This window comes from Chryseobacterium sp. T20 (assembly GCF_047345655.1).
Classification (GTDB): Bacteria; Bacteroidota; Bacteroidia; order Flavobacteriales; family Weeksellaceae; genus Chryseobacterium.
In genome coordinates, this window is sequence record NZ_JBLFDU010000007.1 from 14,312 (window position 1) to 34,547 (window position 20,236).

A 20,236-nucleotide genomic window follows, 5' to 3' on the forward strand; every position below is an offset into this window, starting at 1 on the left:
TTGAAGTGTTTAATTATGAAAGAACAAAGAGAAAAACTACTGGTATTAGGTTTAACCTTTATAGCAGTAACAGGTGTTTTTGGCCAGGGTAATGGCAGTGCCGGAATCAATGAGGCCACACAGATGGTCACCTCTTATTTTGAACCGGCTACCCAATTAATTTATGCTATTGGTGCGGTAGTCGGATTGATTGGAGGCGTCAAGGTTTACAACAAGTTCAGCAGCGGAGATCCTGACACCAGTAAAACGGCTGCCAGCTGGTTTGGTGCGTGTATATTCCTTATTGTAGCAGCTACCATCCTACGATCATTCTTCCTTTAAAAATCTTCGATTATGAATACATATCATATCAATAAAGGAATAGGACGGACGGTAGAATTCAAAGGGTTGAAGGCACAGTACCTATTTATTTTCGCAGGAGGGTTGTTAGGGATACTGATCTGCATGATGATCATGTATATGGCCGGGGTCAATACTTACTTGTGCCTGGTTATAGGAGCTGCCTGTAGTGGTCTTTTGATCTGGCAGACTTTCGCCCTGAATAGAAAATACGGAGAGCATGGTCTGATGAAAATGGGAGCTCAGAAAAAACATCCCAGGTATATCATTAGTCGAAAGAGTATTTACCGCTATCTGCATACTAACCGTAAAAAAGCTTCCGCATGAGAAATTCCTCCAAATCGGCAACGTTGGAGAGTAAATTTCCCCTGCTTGCTATAGAAAATAATTGCATTATTTCAAAAGATGCAGACATCACAGTTTGTTTTAAGGTAAGACTTCCGGAATTATTTACGATTGCCTCGGCTGAGTATGAAGCCATTCATTCAGCGTGGTTCAAGGCGGTTAAAACGCTTCCCGACTATACGGTCGTTCATAAACAGGATTGGTTCATTAAAGAAAATTATACTCCGGACCTTTTGAGAGAAGATCAAAGCTTTCTTTCCAAATCTTTTGAAAGGCATTTTAATGAAAGACCTTTTTTAAATCATTATTGTTATCTGTTCATTACAAAGACCTCCAAGGAAAGAATAAGGATGCAGAGTAATTTTTCATCTTTATGCAAAGGCAAACTGATTCCGAAAGAGATTAAGGACAAAGAGGCAATTAATCATTTTATGGAGGCTGTCGATCAGCTTGAGCGGATTATGAATGACAGTGGTTATATCCATTTGGAAAGAATGACCGAGGATGAAATTTCAGGTACTGCTGAAAAATCAGGACTCCTGGAACAGTATCTCACTTTATCTCGAGAAGCCCATCCTTCATTGCAGGATATCAAGCTGGGTTCAGAAGAAATGAGGATCGGCAATAACCGGCTCAGTATGCATACCTTATCGGATACCGATGATTTACCAGGTACTGTTTCATCTCACAGCAGATACGAAAAGCTAAGTACGGACCGCAGTGACTGTTTGCTGTCTTTTGCATCTCCTGTCGGGCTATTATTAAGTTGCAATCACCTATATAATCAATATTTGTTTATTGACAACAGTGATGAAAATCTGTCTAAGTTTGAAAAATCTGCAAGAAATATGCATTCACTGGCAAGGTACAGCAGAGCCAATCAGATCAATAAGGAATGGATTGAAAAGTATCTGAATGAAGCACATTCTTTTGGTTTACAATCGATACGTGCCCACTTTAATGTGATGTCATGGTCAGATAATCAGGCTGAGTTGAAGCAAATAAAAAACGATACCGGAAGTGCCTTAGCACTGATGGAATGTAAACCCCGTCATAACACTACGGATACAGCCACTCTGTACTGGGCAGGCATTCCCGGAAATGCTGGTGATTTTCCGAGTGAGGAAAGTTTCTACACATTTATTGAGCCAGCACTTTGCTTCTTTACTGAAGAAACGAACTATCAGGATTCTCCTTCTCCTTTCGGAATCAAGATGTCAGATCGTCTCACAGGGAAGCCGATTCATCTGGATATTTCTGATCTTCCCATGAAACAGGGGATTATTACGAACAGGAACAAGTTTATTCTGGGACCTTCAGGAAGTGGCAAATCCTTTTTCACGAACCATATGGTCAGACAGTATTATGAGCAGGGAGCTCATGTGTTGCTTGTCGATACAGGAAATTCTTATCAAGGATTGTGTGAACTGATCCAAGGGAAAACAAAAGGAGAGGATGGAGTGTATTTCACTTATACAGAGGACAATCCAATTGCATTTAATCCATTTTATACTGATGATGGAATTTTTGATATCGAAAAACGGGAAAGTATTAAAACACTGATTCTCACCTTATGGAAAAGAGATGATGAACCCCCGACACGATCAGAAGAAGTTGCATTGTCCAATGCAGTAAGTGGCTATATTGAAATGATTAAGACTAGCGAGCAGGATCCCTCATTTAATGGATTCTATGATTATGTCAGGGAGGATTATCAACAAGTGCTGGAGCAGAAGAAGGTCAGGGAAAAAGACTTTGATATAGCCAACTTTCTCAATGTATTGGAGCCTTATTATAGGGGTGGGGAATATGATTACCTTCTTAATTCAGAAAAGCAGCTGGACCTGCTGTCCAAACGTTTCATCGTTTTTGAAATCGATGCCATTAAAGATCATAAGATTCTGTTTCCTATTGTGACCATCATCATTATGGAAGTTTTTATCAATAAAATGAGAAGACTGAAAGGAATTAGAAAACTGATCCTCATTGAAGAAGCCTGGAAGGCAATTGCCAAAGAGGGAATGGCAGAGTATATCAAATACCTGTTTAAGACTGTCAGAAAATTCTTTGGAGAAGCCATTGTAGTGACTCAGGAGGTCGATGATATTATTCAGTCTCCAATTGTTAAGGAAAGCATCATTAATAATTCAGACTGTAAGATTCTACTTGATCAGCGTAAATACATGAATAAGTTTGATGACATTCAGGCAATGCTCGGACTAACGGATAAAGAAAAATCTCAGGTATTGTCTATCAATATGAATAATGATCCGAAGCGACTGTACAAAGAGGTGTGGATCGGATTGGGTGGAACGCACTCTGCGGTCTATGCCACTGAAGTATCAACTGAGGAATATCTAGCGTACACCACCGAAGAGACAGAAAAGATGGAAGTAATGAATCTTGCATCAGAACTTGATGGCAATGTAGAGCATGCTATCAAGAGGATTTCTCTAAAGAGAATCAAATCAATCAAAGACAATTAATCAACACCTATTTACACCCATGAAAAATTTAATCATTAAAACAGTATTGGTGGCATTCTTCGCCACCTTCACCTTTGCTAAAGCACAATTTGTCGTTACCGATCCTGCTAATCTTGCATCAGGTATTTTAAACTCTGCCAATGAAATTGTGCAGACTTCATCAACCGTATCGAACGTTGTAAAAAACTTTAATGAAGTCAAGAAAGTTTACGAACAAGGCAAAGAGTATTATGACAAGCTGAAAGCCATCAACAATTTGGTCAAAGATGCCCGAAAGGTGCAGCAGACCGTTTTGCTTGTAGGGGATGTTTCCGAGATGTATGTCAATAATTTCGGTAAAATGCTCAATGACCAAAATTTTAATGCACAAGAATTATCTTCCATAGCCAATGGTTATTCAGCTTTACTCACTGAGAGCACTGAGCTGCTTAAAGAACTCAAGGAAATTATTACTTCTAATGGTCTTTCTTTAAACGATAAAGAAAGAATGGATGTCATTGATCGGGTTTACAAAGAGGTCAAGGAATACCATAATCTGGTAAGATACTATACCAACAAAAATATTTCAGTGAGCTATCTGAGAGCTAAAAAGCAGAACAACACTCAAAGGGTGTTAAATCTTTACGGAACATCTAACCAAAAATACTGGTAATATGGAGCCTACGAATTTACATGAAGTTCTACGATCAGTATATGAGGAAATGATGCCTTTGTGTGCTGATATGGCAGCAGTAGCAAAAGGAGTCGCGGGTTTAGGAGCTTTGTTTTATGTAGCCATCAAAGTCTGGCAGTCCTTAAGTCGCGCTGAGCCTATTGACCTGTTTCCTATGCTCAGACCATTTGCCATAGGGATCTGTATCATGTTTTTTTCAACCTTGGTGTTGGGAAGTATCAATGGTGTTCTGAGCCCTATTGTTCAGGGAAGTCATGTGATGTTGGAAAATCAGGTTTTAGATTTGAATGAATTACAAGAGAAAAAAGATCTTCTGGAGAGAGAAGCCATGCTTAGAAATCCGGAGATGGCTTATCTGATCTCCAATGAAGAGTTTGATAAAAAGCTGGAAGAGCTTGGTTGGTCACCTTCTGATCTGGTCACCATGTCCGGTATGTATATAGAAAGAGAAATGTTTGCTATCAAGAAAGACATACGGGATGGTTTCAGAGAGTTTCTGGAGATTCTTTTTCAGGCAGCCGCGTTGGTCATTGATACGATAAGGACATTTTTTCTTATTGTGCTTTCCATATTAGGACCTATTGCTTTTGCAATTTCAGTGTGGGATGGTTTTCAGACCACTTTAACCCAATGGCTGACAAGGTACATCAGTGTGTATCTCTGGCTTCCTGTTGCTGATATTTTCAGTTCTATACTGGCCAAAATTCAGTCACTCATTTTGGAGCGGGATATTGAAATGCTGGCAGATCCCACCTTTATTCCGGACACTTCCAATACGGTTTACATCATCTATATGGTGATCGGAATTATAGGATACTTTACCGTACCTACGGTTACAGGCTGGGTAATTCAGGCTGGAGGAGCAGGAAATTTTATGCGTAATGTCAATCAGACTGCCACGAAGTCAGGAAATATTGCTGGAGCAGCGACAGGCTCAGCAACAGGTAACATTTCAGGAAAGTTATTAAAATAAAAATACAGTAGTATGGAATTTAAATCATTAAAGAATATTGAGAGTAGCTTTAAGCAGATCCGGTTGTTTACGCTGGTATTTACAGTGTTCTGTTTTGGAGTTGTAGGAGTGGTTGTATTTAAATCTTATCAGTTTGCTGAAGCGCAGCGCCAGAAGATTTATGTGTTGGATAATGGTAAGTCTCTGATGGTGGCACTTTCTCAGGATATGTCGATCAACAGGCCTGTTGAAGCCAGAGAACATGTCAGAAGATTTCACGAACTGTTTTTTACGGTAGCACCGGATAAAAATGCTATTGAAAGCAATGTTAAAAGAGCCTTCAATCTTGCTGATCAATCTGCATTTAATTACTATAAAGACCTTCAGGAAAAGGGATATTATAACAGAATTATTTCGGGGAATATTCAGCAGAGAGTGGAAGTAGACAGCTTAGCTGCAGACTTTGAAAGTTATCCATATACCGTAAAAACCTACGCCAGACAATTTATCATCAGATCAAGCAACCTTACCATAAGAAGTCTGATCACAAACTGTTTATTGGTTAATTCAGTACGGTCTGACAGCAATCCTCAGGGATTTACCATTGAAAAATTCAATGTCCTTGAAAACAAAGATATTGAAACCGTAGAACGTTAAAATTACCTTATGAAAAGAATAAGAGATAAAATAGAATATTACGCCTTGCAAGCGGATAATCGTTGGAAAATTCTTCCTGTTAAGCGACAAAGATTATTTACCAAGCTTTTTTTCGGAGGATATGCTTTACTCACTTTACTGGTAATTGTTAGCATCTGCATATCGACAGTTCAGAGCAATAATGAAATATCGATCAATCATATTGATGGGGTTTCCAGGAGCCTTCAAACGAAGGATAGCATACAAGCTGATAAGATTAACTCATTAATAAAGAAATAAAAGGATGAAAGATTCTGAAAAAATAAAAATTACAGAAAATGACCTGCCTCAGAATGATAAGGGGATAGGAGATCATCCCAAAGCCAAGTGGGAGCAGCTTAAAAAGCCAATGATCTATTGTTTAATGGCTTTATTATGTGCGATTTGTTTGTATCTGATTTTTAAACCAAAAAAGAGAAATACGATTGTTGCAGAGGAAGGCTTTAATGCTGTGATTCCCCAGGCAAAAGACGGTCAGTTGCAGTCGGATAAACAGAAAGCTTATGAGCAGCAACTTTTGGAACAAAAAACCGAAGAAAAGAGAAATGCTCTTACTGCATTATCTGATTATTGGACTGATGAAAGTGATGTTAATCAAAATGCTGTATATTCTTTGGGTGTCAATAAATCAGGTGATTTATCACGTTCAGACCAGAAGGCAGTAAACAGTTATCGGAATGCGCAACAAGCCTTAGGCTCTTTCTATCAGCAGGATAATCAGGAAGTCAATGATTTGAGAAAGGAAATTTCAAGATTAAAGAAGGATGCGATACAGAATAATTCTGTTCCTGCAGGTTTGGGAATGAATGATCAATTGGAGCTCATGGAAAAATCCTACCAGATGGCGGCTAAATACCTTCCTTCCGCTTCGAAAGAAGAGACGATACCAAAGCAAAACGAAGAAATAAAGCCATCGAATGACAAGAAGGTTAAGCTAACCCCAGTTAAAGCTGCTCATTCCAGAATAGTTTCATCCTTGTATAGAGAACCATCTGACAGTTCTTTTATTCTAGGGTTGAATCATAAGAGATTTTTTGATGTACAAATCGATAAAAAAATATCAAATCAATCTAAGAATGCGATAAAGGGAATTGTTTCTGAAACCAAAACATTAGTTGATGAAAGTACTTTATCAATTATGCTTTCAGAAGGTATGCAGTTGGAGCGGATAGAAATTCCATCAGGCACATTGCTCATCGCCACAAGCAAATTTCAAGGAGGCAGGCTTCAGCTGAAAATAAGTTCAATTGGATATGATGGCAGTATTTATCCGGTAGAAATTAATGTATATGACAATGATGGCCAGCCAGGACTGAATGTTCCTTATTCACCTGAACAAAATGCAGTTAATGACATTGTAGCGAATATGAGTCAGACTTCAGGAACGAATATTATGATGACCCAATCAGCCGGGCAGCAGATTGCATCGGACATAAGCAGGGGAGTGGTACAGGGAGTGTCCGGTTATTTTCAGAAAAAAGTCAGACAACAGAAGGTAACGGTAAAAGCAGGCCATCAGATTTTACTTGTGCCAAAGAATAACTAATTAAATTAATAAAAAATGAAAACACTAAAGAGCCATTATATCTTGGGAATTCTACTGCTGCTCATCATAAGCAGCAGGTCATTTGCTCAGGATTCCAACACTTCTTATCTTCCTTTAGAAGAGACACGATTGATACCTTTCAGAATGGAGGTGACCTATAATAAAACATCACATCTCTTATTTCCATCACCCATTCGATATGTTGATCTTGGAAGCGATCTCTTGGTTGCCAATAAGACAGAAACTATTGGAAATGTTCTTCGGGTTAAGTCCGCGGTAAGAGATTTTGAAGAAGAAACCAATTTTTCAGTCATTACTGAAGACGGGAAATTTTACAGTTTTGATGCATTCTACAGTCCTTATCCGGCAGTACTCAGTTATGATTTATTAAAACTGCAGAGAGATACGCAACGGCAATATTCAACAGATGTTTTATTTGAAGATCTTAAAGGAAGCTCATCTACGCTGACGGGTCATATTATAGAAAATCTTTACCGGAAAAACAATAGAACTATTAAGCATATTGCTTCCAAAAATTATGGAATTCGATTCTCAGTCAAATCATTGCATGTCAATGATAACAAGTTTTATTTCACCTTGGAGATTAAAAACTCCAGTAATGTGGCATATACGATTGAATGGATCAAATTCAAGATTGTTGACAAGAAGAACTTAAAACGTACGGTTGTTCAAGACAAGCTATTAGAACCCATTCGTGTATATTTTCCCACAATGACGGCTTCCGATCATTCGAACATCTTAGGAATTTATCTACTGGATCAGTTTACACTTCTAAAGGATCAGATTTTGGAAATCGAAATTTTGGAAAAGAACGGGGGAAGACATCATAAATTACGGTTTAAAAATAAAGACCTGATTCATGCAAGGCTAATAAGAGATTAAAAAAGAGCAAATAAAATGAATACAATGTTTTTACCCGCAATTTTTATGCTTACCGTTAGTATTTTACTTTTTGGATTTACGATTGTGTAGGAAATGAAAAGAGACAGAATTTCTGTTTGATAATAAAATTAATGAGTGTAGAGGTCAGAATTTTGGCCTCTTTTTCTTTTTTAAGCACCTTCAAGTCACGAAAAATAGTTATTGTGAATGTTGTTGATATTCAATAGATTTGAATACGATCTGATTCAAAATAGAGTGAAGAGATCATCAATAAAAACTAAAACCAAATTATATTATGGAAAAGAAAGCTTCCTTAATCAATTGTCATGCTCATATTTTTACGGGTGATCATGTTCCTCCCTACTTAGCCAAAACATTTCTTCCATGGCCTTTGTATTATATTTTGTCTCTATCAATAATTGTTAGGGGATTTAGATTCTACTTCGACACTCTCGAGAAATACAGGTTTAAACCAAGATACAAGCGCATTGAAGCCTTATTATATTATATCAGGATTCAGGCTAGCAGAACGGTAGTAGGACAAATAGTAGCTATTTTATTGGGGGTACTTTTAGCAATAAATGTATTTTATATTATTTATGATTGGATTGGTTTAATAGGCTTTGCGCCTTCAATTTTAGGTAAAGAACTACTTAAGATAAGGTCTTTCTTGGAATCTTATCATGTAGTACAAAATTTCCAATCATTTTATATCCAGATAATATTGATTCTTATTTTTTTGATACTTTTTAAAAGTGGTAGAAATTTTATTTTTTTCATCCTAAAAAAAATATATGCTTTTTTAGGAATTCTTCCTGGAAGGCAGACTAAAGAACTTTTGGAGAGGTATTTAAATATAGGAAGGTATGCCTTTCATAGACAACAAAGTTCTACCTATATGGATCTCCGAGATCAATACCCTAAGAATACAGGATTTGTTATCCTTCCAATGGATATGGAGTATATGGAAGCTGGAAAGTTAAAAAAAGGAAGCGGTTATCTTGATCAGATGGCAGAACTTGTTAAACTGAAACAGAATAAAGAGTTATCGGATTTTATTTTTCCTTTTGTTTTTGCAGACCCAAGACGTTTAGAAGAGCAGGATGATTATTTTAGCTATGAGATTATAAATAACCATGTTGAACTATTGGATTGTCTTGTAAAAGATTATATTATGGATCATCATTTTAGTGGATTTAAGATTTATCCCGCTTTAGGATATTATCCATTTGATGAAAGATTACTGCCCTTATGGAAATATGCTGCGGATAATAATTTACCTATCATGACCCACTGTATAAAGGGGACAATTTTTTATAGAGGAACTAAAAAGAAGAAGTGGGATAGACATCCTATTTTTCAACAAAATATCGGAAGTGAATTATATGAGCCACTTTTGTTGAAACAAACTAAGAATATTGATTTTATAAACAATTTCACACATCCGTTAAACTATTTATGTTTACTAGATGAAACACTGCTGAGAAAAGTGGTGAAGGATGCAAAAGATCCCAAAATTCGCGAGTTATTTGGATATACTAATGAAGAAACTGAGCTCTCCTGTAATTTAAGCAAACTAAAGATTTGTTTTGCACATTATGGTGGAGATGATGAATGGAAGCGGTTTCTCGAAATGGAACGCTATGATTTCAGTAAACAGATCATTACACATCCTGATAGAGGGATTAAGTTTTTTCCAGAGAAAAATGAAAAACCAACTCCTGGAAAAATGGAACAATTATGGAAATATGTTGATTGGTATTCCCTTATTTCAAGTATGATGTTACAGTATGAAAATGTTTATGCAGATATCAGCTATATTGTACATAGCGATGAAATCCATCCTTTACTGAAACACTCATTAAAGAATGTAAAGCTTAAGGATAAAATACTTTTTGGTACCGATTTTTATGTTGTGAGAAATCATAAAACTGAAAAATATATGGTAGCGGAATGTTATCATAACCTTGGTGATGTGGAGCTAGACACCATTGCCTATATTAATCCTAAACGTTTTTTGTTTAACAATATTCATGGTGATATTAAAATTTAGAAGATGAGAGTTCAATTTCCGTTTTTAATAGAAGGAATGTAATGACATCGATTGGAATTTATGAACTATAAGAAATGGTCCACTAGAGGTTGCAATGTTTTTGATATACATTAAAAATGTTATCAAATGTATTATTTAAAATCTATGCAAAAAGATGGACACGAGAATAATCGTGTCCATCTTTTTGCAAAAAAAATCGGTAATTTTAAAATTACCGATTTTTCAGTGAGTATAGGGTTATAATTTTCCTTCATCAGCAAATGATAAGTAGTCCTCTGAGGTCAAAATACAATGATCCAGCAAGTTTATATTTAACAGTTGGGCAGCCTCCTTTATTTTGTGTGTAATGTTTATGTCTTCACGTGAAGGTGTCAGATTTCCGGAAGGGTGGTTGTGAGCTATTATAAATGACACGGCATTGCATAATAAGGCTCCCTGCATAATGATTCTGATATCAACAAGAGAAGACGTAATTCCAGATTCTGAAATTTTTTGTATTCCTAATACCTTATTAGCCTGATTCATATACATTGAATAAAATGACTCTCTGTAATCGATCTGATCTTCATCAAAATGTTCACGAAAAATATCTGCAGCATCTTGAGAGTTCAATACTGCTTTTTCAGTATTTCCTTTTCTTGTGTAAATCAATTTGATCTCATTTACGATATTGTATTTCATTGTGATTGCCCTGAGTACGGCAGAGTCTTATATTTCCCGTACTTAATTTAAACGGTATTTTATTTAAAACATAATTGAACTATTCCATAACTTTTTTAGGTCAAAAGCTTTTTAATATTTTCTCTTCCCCTTACTCTCCAAGCCATCTTAGGCTTTAATCAATATTTTTCAAAAGAAAACCGGAAAAAAGAAAGTAGATATGAAGTGTTGTCAATAGTATCAAACAAAAGGAAACGGAATAATTGGAGGGTACCTTTAGGGAGGAGACCGTTTATGCCGTAGTCTTTTGGTGGCATAAGCTATGGCTGACAGCAATACCTTAGCTGCCTTTTTACCGGTTGATTATGAAAAATTTTTATAGATTGTTTATCTTGAATTTTGCATTTAAGAATTACTTATTTGATATATTATCATTTGCATATACATTATAAATACACTATGTTTACAATGTTCATTTAAAATCTCACTCTCATATGAAGGCTGGTTCTTTCAACGATTAAGGAAGGTATCAAAACCGATCTTATAATATCGGATTTAAGGCTTACCCAATGGATTAGGCCTTTACTCCATAGAATTTTAATAACAATACTTAAATACAAATAATAGAAATGAGTACTGTATTTGAAAATTACTTATCCTCAACAGGACAACTATCAGCTGAGGAAATCACCTTTTCTTTACAGTTTTTTAAACCGATTCGTTTAAAAAAAGGAGACTTTTTTATTCGTGAGAATGAATCATGTCGTTATATTGGATTTATCACTAGTGGAGGTGTAAAGGCATATGCTCTTGACAAGGAGGGGAAAGAAAATGTAACGTGTTTCAAGTTTGAAAATGAGTTTATTACCTCTTTTCAAGAGTTTGTACAACAGAATAAATCAATAAGGAGCATCCGGGCTATAGAAGATAGTATAATTTATGGAATTAATTTCTCAGATTATCAACAGCTGCTTACCCACCTGACTGCTTGGAACGAAGTGATAAAATCAGTGATGCAGCGTGAATATAGCCAAAAAGAACAATATATGATTAATTATAATAATAGGTCTGCTTTAGATAAATATAGTCATGTTCTCACTAACGAACCTATACTCATAAAGCGAGTTACAACCCAGGATCTGGCATCCTACCTGGGTGTTACTCAGCGATCGCTTACACGGGCAAAGGCACAAATACACAGAGCCAACATATTATAGGACAAATGTCCTTATGTTATCTTAGTTAGCACTGTAGATTTGTACAAAAAAATATGCTACGTCAAATTGCTCCCGAAGTATTTCAGATCTCATTAATGCCCCGAAATAGTATCAATTGCTATATAATTGAAGGTGTATTGATTGATTCCGGAATACGGAGTTCATATACCGCTGTTAAGAAAGCTGTCCAGAAAATTCCTGTTTATCAACATATACTGACTCACGCTCATGCAGATCATCAGGGTTGTAGTGATCAGATTTGCGCTGAGTTTGAAATACCATTACTCTGTCACCCTAACGAAGTTTTTAGAACTGAAACAGGTATAGTAACCAACGACTATCCGAGTCCACAGCATTGGATAGCAAAGCTTCAGCAAAAGTACTGGGCAGGTCAAGGACATAAAGTACAGCAAACAATTGTTGAAAATGATATTATTGGAAATTTTAGAGTAATAGAGACCCCTGGCCATTCAGCAGGTCATATTTCTTTATTCCGTGAGCGGGATAGAGTATTGATTATCGGAGATGTGGCAACAAATATGAATTTGCTTACCACAGCAGTTGGTTTGAAGCTTCCGCCCAATATTTTTACATCAGATCAAAAGCGAAATATCCAATCGCTCGAGAAGTTAGCAAAACTTAACCCTGCTATTATCTGCTTTGGTCATGGTCCCGTTATGCGAAATACTGATCGGAAGTTTGAAAAATTTGTAAAGAACTGCAGCGCTGCTGGTTAAAAATAGATCATAATAAAATTGCTTGCATTTTATTGTTCCTATCTGAAAACTCATGATGTGAATCTTAAATTTAGCTCGTACTTTTTTATAAAGATTAGCAAAAAAATGTATATTTGCCCAGTAAAAAAAAGAAAATGATAGTATCTAACTTAAAAAAAGGAAAGAAACAGTACTTACGTCCAACGTCGTGAGTCATTTTCCTATTGGTTAGAAATTAAATAAAAAAGGAGCTTGTCATCACGACAGGCTCTTTTTTTTATTGATAAAAATTAACAATTAATCTTATTATGAAAGTATTGAAATTTGGAGGGACTTCAGTAGGAAGTCCGGAACGTATCCAGCAGTTATTGCCAATAATCAGATCTCAGCAATCAGATAAACATCTTGTGGTTTTGTCAGCTGTTTCAGGTACGACAAATGATTTGGTGAAATTATCTGAGCTATATGAAAACAAAGATATTGAAGCAGCCTACAAGCATATTGATGGATTACAGCAGAAATATATAAAATTTGTAAATGAGTTGTTTAAAACTGAAAAAGGAATTTTGGAAGCTTTAGCTTTTATAGACAAGATTTTTGATCTTTTTTATCAGTTCAAACATAAAAATTTTTCTTCTATAGCAGAACGTATTATTCTTGCACAAGGTGAGATTATTTCAACCACCCTTTTTCATTTATACTTAAAGGAAAAAGAAGTTTCTTCTATATTATTATCAGCATTAGATTTCATGGTAATTGATGAAGATAAGGAACCCGATATTGATAAAATAAGAAAACAGGCAGCTCTTGAAATTGCAAAATATCCGGAAGATACTTTATTTATTACCCAAGGGTATATATGCAGAAATGCTCAGGGTGAAATTGATAATCTGCAAAGGGGAGGTTCTGATTATACCGCTTCCTTGCTGGGAGCAGCATTGCAGACAGAAGAAATTCAAATCTGGACAGATATTGATGGTTTTCATAATAATGATCCGAGATATGTACAGAATACAAAATCTATAGCCAGACTTAGTTTTGATGAAGCTGCTGAACTATCATATTTTGGCGCTAAAATCCTTCATCCCCAAAGTGTGTTTCCTGCAAGAAAATATAATGTTCCTGTAAGGTTACTAGATACAATGAATCCATCTGCCCTTGGAACATTGATTTCTGGAGAGGCTACCAATCAAAATCAAATTGTGGCAATAGCTGCTAAAGATGGAATCACGGCTATCCGTATTCAATCTTCACGTATGCTGATGGCCTATGGTTTTTTGAGAAAGGTTTTTGAAATTTTTGAACGATACAAAACACCTATAGATATGATTACAACTTCTGAAGTAGCTGTTTCTCTTACCGTTGATCACACGGAAAATCTTTCTGAAATTATAAGAGAACTAAACACCTTTTCTGCTGTTGAAATTGACAGTGAGCAATCTATTATATGTATTGTAGGTGATTTCAGGAAAAATAATCATGGATATGCAACCATTGTGTCTGAAGCAGTAAAGCATATTCCAATACGAATGATTTCCTACGGAGGAAGTGAAAATAATATTTCATTATTAGTTCCTTCAGTTTTTAAGGTAGAAGCTTTGAGATCACTGCATAACAGACTGTTTTAGAAAAATAGATAGGTAGTGAAGAAGGTAAAAATAATATAAAATTTGATTCAAGTTAGCGATATCAAGATGTACCACAAAAATCGAGATTTCTTTAAACGGTGATGTATATGGCACAGGCATTGTTAATGTTAAAAGAAGTTTTAAAGAAAAAACTTGTTTAACACCACATCACTTTACTTATAATTCATTTTGAACTTTTACCTCCCTATTGACACGGGAGGTTTTTTTATATATAAGAACGTCTCCGAGAAGAATATACATTTGATGTAATGATAGTAAGAAACCTTGCTACCATTCATTACAAGAAAAAATAATAAATCAATATCTTTGAAAAGAATAAGCAAATGATGATTCTGATGCAAACAGAATATCGTTTTTAAATAAAATTATGGAACAAATCAAATTAATTGTGACGGATATGGATGGAACCTTTCTCAATTCCAGCCATGAAATGAGTCCTGAGTTTGCAGAAGTTTACAAAGAACTGAAAAAAAGGAATATCCTGTTTGTACCGGCAAGTGGCAGGCAGATGCCGGGGATTACCCATTATTTTGAAGAAATAGAAAGTGAAATTGGTTTTATAGCTGAAAACGGCGGCTATGTTATCTATAAAGACCAGGAACTTTTTGCTGATATACTGGAATACAAATATATTGTTGAGATCATCAAAGCTGTTCGTGAAATACCAGGCGCAAAAGCTGTTTTATCCGCTAAAAAAATGGCTTATTATGAGACCGAAGATCAGCAATTTGTAGATTTTTTCTCAAAGTATTATACCGAAAATATGAAAATGGATGATCTTACGAAAAAAATTGATGATACAGTTTTTAAAATAGCAGTCTATCATCCTGATGGTTCAGAAAAACACCTTTATCCTGCTCTTAAAAAATTTGAAGAATTCGGTCTCGAGGTAGTTATTTCAGGAGCGCATTGGCTGGATGTTATGAATAAAGATATCAATAAAGGGAATGCTCTTAAAATCTTACAGAAATCTTTGGATATTTCTCCTGAAAATACGATGGCTTTCGGGGATTATATGAACGATATAGAAATGCTGAAGAATGCCAAATACTCTTATGCCATGAAAAATGCGCATCCGAATGTAAAGCAGGTCGCTAATTTTGAAGCCTGTACCAATGACAACTTCGGGGTTCTGAAAACAATTAAGGATTATCTGCATTTGAATTGATATTTCCTGAAAACAACAATACCAGAAACACCATTAAATATAAGGATATGAACAAGTCAACTGCAAGAAAACCCGCCAAACCCTGCTATGAGCATATTGGTGGAAAATTAGGGCAGCTTCTGCTGGAACAATTTGTAGAGAAGGGCTGGATTGCCAAGGATAATCCTGCCGAACGGCAATATTACATTACCGATAAAGGAACAGAGGAATTTACAAAACTAGGGATTGACCTTTCAAAAATAAAAACTGAATAAGAATCAATTTTCAAGGTATTACGTCATTCTTAACAATAAAAAGATGAACCTTAGGGGTTCATCTTTTATATTTTAAAAAAGAATCATCATTTAGGATCTGATAAATTCCAAAAGATCTTTATTAATGGTGGGGTGCTCTGTAGTCGGCATACCGTGAGGGAATCCAGGATAGGTGATCAGTTTTCCATTCTTTAATAATTTAATTGATTTTAATGCAGCATTGGCAATAGGGACAATCTGGTCATCTTCACCATGCATCACCAAAACAGGGATATCCACAGCTTTTAAATCTTCGGATAAATCTGTTTCTGAAAAAGCTTTGATTCCATCATAATGGGCTACAATTCCGCCCATCAGCCCTTGTCTCCACCAGTTTCGCTGTACTCCCTCTTTTACATTCGCTCCTTCTCTGTTATAGCCATAGAAAGGGAAAGTCAGGTCAAAATAAAACTGGTTTCTGTTGTTTAATGTCTGTTCCCTAATATTATCAAAAACTTCTATAGGAACACCATCAGGATTATTCTCACTTTTAACCATTACCGGCGGAATAGCACTGATCAATACAGCTTTTTTTGCTCTCCCATTTGAATATTTGTTAACATAACGGATTACTTCTCCACCACCCGTTGAGTGGCCAATATGGATGACATCTTTCAGATCTAAAAATTCAACCAGTTCTGCGGCATCAGAAGCATATTGCTCAATAGTATGATTGTAGATATTCTGGCTGGAACGCCCGTGTCCTCTTCTGTCGTGGGTAACCACTCTGTAGCCTTTCTGTAGGAAAAAGATCACCTGTGCATCCCAGTCATCAGATGATAAAGGCCATCCGTGGTGAAACATTAATACAGGTCCTTCTCCCTGATCTTTGTAAAAAATTTCTGTTCCGTCTTTTAATGTTAGTGTACTCATGTTGTTTATTTTTAATGTTATGATTGATTTTGTTTACATATTTTTCTGATTAATAGGCTGTATTTTCACTAACCAGCTGAAAAAGGTCTTCGGCACTGCCGTTGAACTTGTTTCCATTAATGAAAAAAGAAGGTGTTCCGTTCACTCCGCTGATGATACCGCTTTCAAAGTCTGAGTCTACCTTTTCTGCTAATTCCTGCTTGCGGATATCAGCTTTGAACTGAGGGATATTTAGACCCAGTTTTTCTGCAAGTTTTACCGGGAGACTATCATTCAAAAATTCCTGATTTTCATAAATGGCATCATGCATTTCCCAGAATTTTCCCTGCAAAGCTGCCGCTTCTGCTGACAGAGCCACTGCTCTTGCATATTGATGCATTTCAGACAGAGGAAAATTTCTGAATACAAATCTGATCTGAACTCCGAATTCTTTCATTAATTCTTTAAGAACCGGATAGGCAGCTCCGCAGAAAGGACATTGATAATCTCCATATTCTACAATGACTAAGCTGGCATTTGTGCTACCCTGAGTGTGGTCAGCATTACTGACTGATGGTTTTAGTGACATAATTATTTTGTGTTAAGGTTTTCCAATGCTTCTAAAATTCCGTCCGCGCCGGGATTGATGGCAGTAGGAGAGAGATAACTCCATTCGATGATGCCGTCTTTATTAATGACAAAAAGAGCTCTGTTGCATTCTCCTTCTTCCTCATTGTAAGCACCATATTTCTTGGCTATCTCTCCTTTTGCCTCAAAATCTGCAAGTAGCGGAAAGTGCAGTTTTCTTGATTGTGAAAATGCCAGGTGGCACCATTTGCTGTCTACGGAAATTCCGAAAATCTCTGCATCATATTTTTTGAAATACTTCAACATTTCGTTGTATAATGCCATCTGGTCACTACACACCGGACTCCAGTCTGCCGGATAAAATGCAAGAATGACATTTCGCCCTCTGAATTCGGATAAGGTAATTTTCTGATCTGGGGTTGCAAATAATGTAAAATCCGGGGCAACCATATTTTTTTTTAGCATAGGATTAGTTTTTAATTGTTTGAATTGGTACTGTGAATGTACAAATGAGCAGTAAGGCTGCCGGAAGGATCAGTGCCCAGTTTTCTAAACAAATGAGCAGGAAAGAAGCTGCTGCAGCACCGGAGAGAAAGCCCATCCATAAGAATAACAAATGAAAAATATTTACTTTGTATTCTTGCCGCTCCTCTGACTGATTACTCATTACAAAAAGAGCAGCTGTTCTTGCCAGGCTATTTAAAGTTCCTGTCACAAAATCGGTATTGATCTTTTGGTTACCTACTGATGTAACAATGGTATTCATAAGACCCATTGAGAAACCGATAACAGCTATAGACACTCTATTGGAAATATGCTCATAATAATCAGTGATACTGTAAAGGATCATGATTCCGGAAACTGTATAGAAGATCATCTTGGTGCTTCTGAACTTCTTTGATAATAATAAATATGTTCCTGTATAAATCCCTGCCAGAAAAAAGATGATTACGATGGCTGAACTGATTATAATATCATATTTTCCAGTGAAAAGAGCTGCTCCTAACTGGGTCGTATTGCCGCTCATAAAAGAAACGTAGGTTTTCCATTGTATCAGTCCTGTAGCATCGGTATATCCTGCGATAAAGGCCAGAAATACTGCCAGTTTCTCCTGCGTTCTGACGGTCTTGTCGGGGATCGGGATTTTTATTTCCACAAGCACAGAAGTTATTTTTCAGGTTTGATAAATACTTTCTTTTCCGGAAATTTTTCTATTTCTCCCTCTTTCAGTCCAAAATTGGTGATGACCACATCTTTTGGGTTTCCTGCCAGCCATTCGCTCACATCAATGGATTCGTAGGTACCACTATTAAATCCGATCAATACTTTACAGACGGTATCTCCTGTATTTTTAATGTAATGTCCGGCTCCCATAGGCACATATCCAACATCACCTGCATTAAATTGTTCAGTCACTGAAACTCCTTCTGCCAGAAATACCGACATTTCTGCATGTCCAGATATAAAATACTGCCACTCATCAGCGTTTGGATGCCAGTGCATTTCTCTTAAAGCACCAGGTTGCAGTTCCAGCACAGAACCTGCCATTGTGGTGCTGATCGGAAATTCTTTATGGGTAACCAGTCTCTGCAGCCCTCCACCGGGAATGATTCTTGGCTGCTGAGAATGCAGAGGATAACGGTGAAGGCTTGTCAGTTCAATGTCTGATTCCTCAGGACGGGCTTCTGCATTCACAGATAGTTCATCAGGAACAACTCCTGCTGCAAAGTAAACTTCTTTCTGAGGGAGTTCTGCAACCTCTTCAAGACTCAGTCCTAAATTTTGTGCAACAATTTCAGGAGGCATACTTGAAACAAAATCTGTAACGCTAAAGGTATGGTCTTCGGAAAAATTACCATTGTCAAAAATCAGAATGAAATGGCATTCCTCTGTTCCGGTAGCCTGAATAGAGTGCCCATAACCTTTCGGGAAATACCATACATCGCCGGGTTCAAAATTATCGGTATAACTCCGTCCGTCCGGATGAATAATGGTTGTACGTACCGTTCCTGAAATCACATAAGCCCATTCTGCGGCATTGGCATGCCAGTGAAGCTCTCTCATACTTCCGGGTTGTAATCTCATGGAAACTCCGGCAATACCTACAGAAGCAGGGAATTCTTTTACGGAAGCACCTCTTGTTGTACCGCCATCATTGGTACGCGGTTCTTTTTTTTCTAGTTCGTATTTGAAACTTAATGTTGATGGATTCATAGTGTTATTTTTTTGTGATTAATTCTCTTTGTTTTTACTATTGTAAAGCTACTCCTGAATTTTACTTTTTCTTGATGTCATTCGGTGAAAAGGCAAAATAAGTCGTTGAAAATATAGAGGGTTTGGCTCCTCTTAAAAAGGCTGGTTATATTGCCCTGTCAGTGCTTTATTTTCAATACTTTTTGCAAAGTTTGGAGTTTCCTCATGATTATGGGTATCAGAAGCGGCCTGTCTGGATGCAGCGGCATCTGCAAGGTTGATCCCATGTTCTTTCATATATTCAAACATTTCAGGAGTGGCCGTGGCATGAATTTCATTGGTGTAAAGACAGGTGTTTTCATCAATCTTTGTCACTTTCAGTTCCCATAAGACCTGAACTTTTGTACGTCCGTTTTTTGTAATTGAATCAGATATAGAAAGCATGCGACAATAGTCAGGACGGTGAACATCTGCAACATAATGTTGAACCATTAGTGCATCTCCAATAGTTTCCACATTTAAAGACACTGGTTGGCCATCAAAAGTAACAGAAATAGCAGCACCGATATGCTGGGTAGAGCATCGCTGATATTCGGCATCGGGAAGGTTAAACAGCCAGTCTGCAATATTTACTTTTTCAATTGGTACATTGATGATGGCGCTTACGCTTGAATGAGATAGTGCGTTTTCGGGAGTTTGTAAGATTTCCATAATAATTGATTTTGATTGTTTGTCTTATTGATGATGTAAAACTACAACCCGATCATTTTAATTTTGCCTGCTGTTCGGTCAACAGGCGAAAACAATCGTTGAATAAGCTGGTGATGTTCAAACGATAACAGGAGGAGGGCTCCTGAAAACAAAAAAATCACTGTGGGTTACAGTGATTGATGAAGAATAATTTTTA

22 protein-coding genes are annotated in these 20,236 nt (G+C 36.6%); 15 read left to right on the forward strand and 7 right to left on the reverse strand.

What is annotated here, in order from left to right; genetic code table 11:
• Positions 1 to 15 precede the first annotated feature (15 nt).
• The 10 genes from ACMA47_RS15900 (at position 16) to ACMA47_RS15945 (ending at position 9,993) form a co-directional block, all read left to right on the forward strand.
• Positions 16 to 321 (forward strand): DUF4134 domain-containing protein, encoded by a 306-nt coding sequence (locus ACMA47_RS15900; protein WP_241279502.1) that lies wholly within the window; start codon positions 16 to 18, stop codon positions 319 to 321.
• A 12-nt stretch (positions 322 to 333) separates the two neighbouring features.
• On the forward strand, positions 334 to 666 hold the full coding sequence (locus ACMA47_RS15905) for a DUF4133 domain-containing protein (RefSeq protein WP_413930545.1): 333 nt from the start codon (positions 334 to 336) through the stop codon (positions 664 to 666).
• Complete coding sequence (locus ACMA47_RS15910; RefSeq protein WP_413930546.1) at positions 663 to 3,170, forward strand: TraG family conjugative transposon ATPase; 2,508 nt, start codon at positions 663 to 665, stop codon at positions 3,168 to 3,170. The genes ACMA47_RS15905 and ACMA47_RS15910 overlap by 4 nt, the downstream gene beginning before the upstream one ends.
• A 19-nt stretch (positions 3,171 to 3,189) precedes the next feature.
• Entirely contained in the window at positions 3,190 to 3,822 is a 633-nt protein-coding gene (locus ACMA47_RS15915) for a DUF4141 domain-containing protein (protein ID WP_413930547.1), read from the forward strand.
• A gap of 1 nt (position 3,823) precedes the next feature.
• Positions 3,824 to 4,816, forward strand: coding sequence for a conjugative transposon protein TraJ (gene traJ, locus ACMA47_RS15920; RefSeq protein WP_413930548.1), 993 nt, complete (start codon positions 3,824 to 3,826; stop codon positions 4,814 to 4,816).
• Positions 4,817 to 4,828: 12 nt separating this feature from the next.
• Positions 4,829 to 5,452, forward strand: coding sequence for a conjugative transposon protein TraK (gene traK / locus ACMA47_RS15925; RefSeq protein ID WP_413930549.1), 624 nt, complete (start codon positions 4,829 to 4,831; stop codon positions 5,450 to 5,452).
• A gap of 9 nt (positions 5,453 to 5,461) precedes the next feature.
• Complete coding sequence (locus ACMA47_RS15930) at positions 5,462 to 5,731, forward strand: hypothetical protein (RefSeq protein ID WP_413930550.1); 270 nt, start codon at positions 5,462 to 5,464, stop codon at positions 5,729 to 5,731.
• Between the two features lie 4 nt (positions 5,732 to 5,735).
• Entirely contained in the window at positions 5,736 to 7,037 is a 1,302-nt protein-coding gene (traM, locus tag ACMA47_RS15935; RefSeq protein ID WP_413930551.1) for a conjugative transposon protein TraM, read from the forward strand.
• Between the two features lie 15 nt (positions 7,038 to 7,052).
• Positions 7,053 to 7,940, forward strand: coding sequence for a conjugative transposon protein TraN (gene traN / locus ACMA47_RS15940; RefSeq protein WP_413930552.1), 888 nt, complete (start codon positions 7,053 to 7,055; stop codon positions 7,938 to 7,940).
• 295 nt (positions 7,941 to 8,235) lie between these two features.
• Positions 8,236 to 9,993 carry a hypothetical protein gene (locus ACMA47_RS15945; protein WP_413930553.1) on the forward strand — a complete coding sequence of 586 codons (1,758 nt, stop codon included), beginning with the start codon at positions 8,236 to 8,238 and terminating at the stop codon, positions 9,991 to 9,993.
• A 237-nt stretch (positions 9,994 to 10,230) separates the two neighbouring features.
• On the opposite strand, the gene ACMA47_RS15950 is transcribed toward ACMA47_RS15945, so the two are convergent.
• Positions 10,231 to 10,674 carry a JAB domain-containing protein gene (locus ACMA47_RS15950; RefSeq protein ID WP_413930554.1) on the reverse strand — a complete coding sequence of 148 codons (444 nt, stop codon included), beginning with the start codon at positions 10,672 to 10,674 and terminating at the stop codon, positions 10,231 to 10,233.
• Positions 10,675 to 11,282: 608 nt separating this feature from the next.
• Between ACMA47_RS15950 and ACMA47_RS15955 the strand changes: the two genes are divergently transcribed.
• The 5 genes from ACMA47_RS15955 (at position 11,283) to ACMA47_RS15975 (ending at position 15,657) form a co-directional block, all read left to right on the forward strand.
• The gene (locus tag ACMA47_RS15955) at positions 11,283 to 11,870 is read left to right on the forward strand and encodes a Crp/Fnr family transcriptional regulator (protein ID WP_413930555.1); all 588 of its coding nucleotides are present in this window, start codon (positions 11,283 to 11,285) and stop codon (positions 11,868 to 11,870) included.
• 53 nt (positions 11,871 to 11,923) lie between these two features.
• Positions 11,924 to 12,607, forward strand: coding sequence for an MBL fold metallo-hydrolase (locus tag ACMA47_RS15960; protein WP_413930556.1), 684 nt, complete (start codon positions 11,924 to 11,926; stop codon positions 12,605 to 12,607).
• 287 nt (positions 12,608 to 12,894) lie between these two features.
• Positions 12,895 to 14,214 carry an aspartate kinase gene (locus ACMA47_RS15965; RefSeq protein WP_413930557.1) on the forward strand — a complete coding sequence of 440 codons (1,320 nt, stop codon included), beginning with the start codon at positions 12,895 to 12,897 and terminating at the stop codon, positions 14,212 to 14,214.
• A 388-nt stretch (positions 14,215 to 14,602) separates the two neighbouring features.
• A complete protein-coding gene (locus ACMA47_RS15970; protein ID WP_413930558.1) occupies positions 14,603 to 15,403 on the forward strand; it encodes an HAD family hydrolase in 801 nt (266 codons plus the stop codon).
• A 47-nt stretch (positions 15,404 to 15,450) separates the two neighbouring features.
• Positions 15,451 to 15,657, forward strand: coding sequence for an ArsR family transcriptional regulator (locus tag ACMA47_RS15975; protein ID WP_077416025.1), 207 nt, complete (start codon positions 15,451 to 15,453; stop codon positions 15,655 to 15,657).
• Positions 15,658 to 15,747: 90 nt separating this feature from the next.
• Here ACMA47_RS15975 and ACMA47_RS15980 read toward each other — a convergent pair whose 3' ends face one another.
• From ACMA47_RS15980 to ACMA47_RS16005, 6 genes are all read right to left on the reverse strand, one after another.
• A complete protein-coding gene (locus ACMA47_RS15980) occupies positions 15,748 to 16,569 on the reverse strand; it encodes an alpha/beta fold hydrolase (protein WP_413930559.1) in 822 nt (273 codons plus the stop codon).
• A 49-nt stretch (positions 16,570 to 16,618) separates the two neighbouring features.
• On the reverse strand, positions 16,619 to 17,137 hold the full coding sequence (locus ACMA47_RS15985) for a DsbA family protein (protein ID WP_413930560.1): 519 nt from the start codon (positions 17,135 to 17,137) through the stop codon (positions 16,619 to 16,621).
• Positions 17,138 to 17,139: 2 nt separating this feature from the next.
• Complete coding sequence (locus ACMA47_RS15990; RefSeq protein WP_413930561.1) at positions 17,140 to 17,601, reverse strand: redoxin domain-containing protein; 462 nt, start codon at positions 17,599 to 17,601, stop codon at positions 17,140 to 17,142.
• Between the two features lie 4 nt (positions 17,602 to 17,605).
• Entirely contained in the window at positions 17,606 to 18,292 is a 687-nt protein-coding gene (locus ACMA47_RS15995) for a YoaK family protein (protein ID WP_413930562.1), read from the reverse strand.
• A gap of 11 nt (positions 18,293 to 18,303) precedes the next feature.
• A complete protein-coding gene (locus tag ACMA47_RS16000) occupies positions 18,304 to 19,350 on the reverse strand; it encodes a cupin domain-containing protein (protein ID WP_413930563.1) in 1,047 nt (348 codons plus the stop codon).
• A gap of 132 nt (positions 19,351 to 19,482) precedes the next feature.
• On the reverse strand, positions 19,483 to 20,040 hold the full coding sequence (locus ACMA47_RS16005; RefSeq protein WP_413930564.1) for a hypothetical protein: 558 nt from the start codon (positions 20,038 to 20,040) through the stop codon (positions 19,483 to 19,485).
• Positions 20,041 to 20,236: the final 196 nt, after the last annotated feature.

Bases quoted from the DNA above. Each gene is read 5' to 3' on its own strand.
- ACMA47_RS15985 (WP_413930560.1), bottom strand. From the start codon at position 17,137: ATGTCACTAAAACCATCAGTCAGTAATGCTGACCACACTCAGGGTAGC.
- ACMA47_RS15975 (WP_077416025.1), top strand. From the start codon at position 15,451: ATGAACAAGTCAACTGCAAGAAAACCCGCCAAACCCTGCTATGAGCAT.
- traN (WP_413930552.1), top strand. From the start codon at position 7,053: ATGAAAACACTAAAGAGCCATTATATCTTGGGAATTCTACTGCTGCTC.
- ACMA47_RS15980 (WP_413930559.1), bottom strand. From the start codon at position 16,569: ATGAGTACACTAACATTAAAAGACGGAACAGAAATTTTTTACAAAGAT.
- ACMA47_RS16000 (WP_413930563.1), bottom strand. From the start codon at position 19,350: ATGAATCCATCAACATTAAGTTTCAAATACGAACTAGAAAAAAAAGAA.
- ACMA47_RS15950 (WP_413930554.1), bottom strand. From the start codon at position 10,674: ATGAAATACAATATCGTAAATGAGATCAAATTGATTTACACAAGAAAA.
- ACMA47_RS15900 (WP_241279502.1), top strand. From the start codon at position 16: ATGAAAGAACAAAGAGAAAAACTACTGGTATTAGGTTTAACCTTTATA.
- ACMA47_RS15960 (WP_413930556.1), top strand. From the start codon at position 11,924: ATGCTACGTCAAATTGCTCCCGAAGTATTTCAGATCTCATTAATGCCC.
- ACMA47_RS15945 (WP_413930553.1), top strand. From the start codon at position 8,236: ATGGAAAAGAAAGCTTCCTTAATCAATTGTCATGCTCATATTTTTACG.
- ACMA47_RS15955 (WP_413930555.1), top strand. From the start codon at position 11,283: ATGAGTACTGTATTTGAAAATTACTTATCCTCAACAGGACAACTATCA.
- ACMA47_RS15930 (WP_413930550.1), top strand. From the start codon at position 5,462: ATGAAAAGAATAAGAGATAAAATAGAATATTACGCCTTGCAAGCGGAT.
- ACMA47_RS15910 (WP_413930546.1), top strand. From the start codon at position 663: ATGAGAAATTCCTCCAAATCGGCAACGTTGGAGAGTAAATTTCCCCTG.
- traM (WP_413930551.1), top strand. From the start codon at position 5,736: ATGAAAGATTCTGAAAAAATAAAAATTACAGAAAATGACCTGCCTCAG.
- traK (WP_413930549.1), top strand. From the start codon at position 4,829: ATGGAATTTAAATCATTAAAGAATATTGAGAGTAGCTTTAAGCAGATC.
- ACMA47_RS16005 (WP_413930564.1), bottom strand. From the start codon at position 20,040: ATGGAAATCTTACAAACTCCCGAAAACGCACTATCTCATTCAAGCGTA.
- ACMA47_RS15970 (WP_413930558.1), top strand. From the start codon at position 14,603: ATGGAACAAATCAAATTAATTGTGACGGATATGGATGGAACCTTTCTC.
- ACMA47_RS15905 (WP_413930545.1), top strand. From the start codon at position 334: ATGAATACATATCATATCAATAAAGGAATAGGACGGACGGTAGAATTC.
- ACMA47_RS15990 (WP_413930561.1), bottom strand. From the start codon at position 17,601: ATGCTAAAAAAAAATATGGTTGCCCCGGATTTTACATTATTTGCAACC.
- traJ (WP_413930548.1), top strand. From the start codon at position 3,824: ATGGAGCCTACGAATTTACATGAAGTTCTACGATCAGTATATGAGGAA.
- ACMA47_RS15915 (WP_413930547.1), top strand. From the start codon at position 3,190: ATGAAAAATTTAATCATTAAAACAGTATTGGTGGCATTCTTCGCCACC.
- ACMA47_RS15965 (WP_413930557.1), top strand. From the start codon at position 12,895: ATGAAAGTATTGAAATTTGGAGGGACTTCAGTAGGAAGTCCGGAACGT.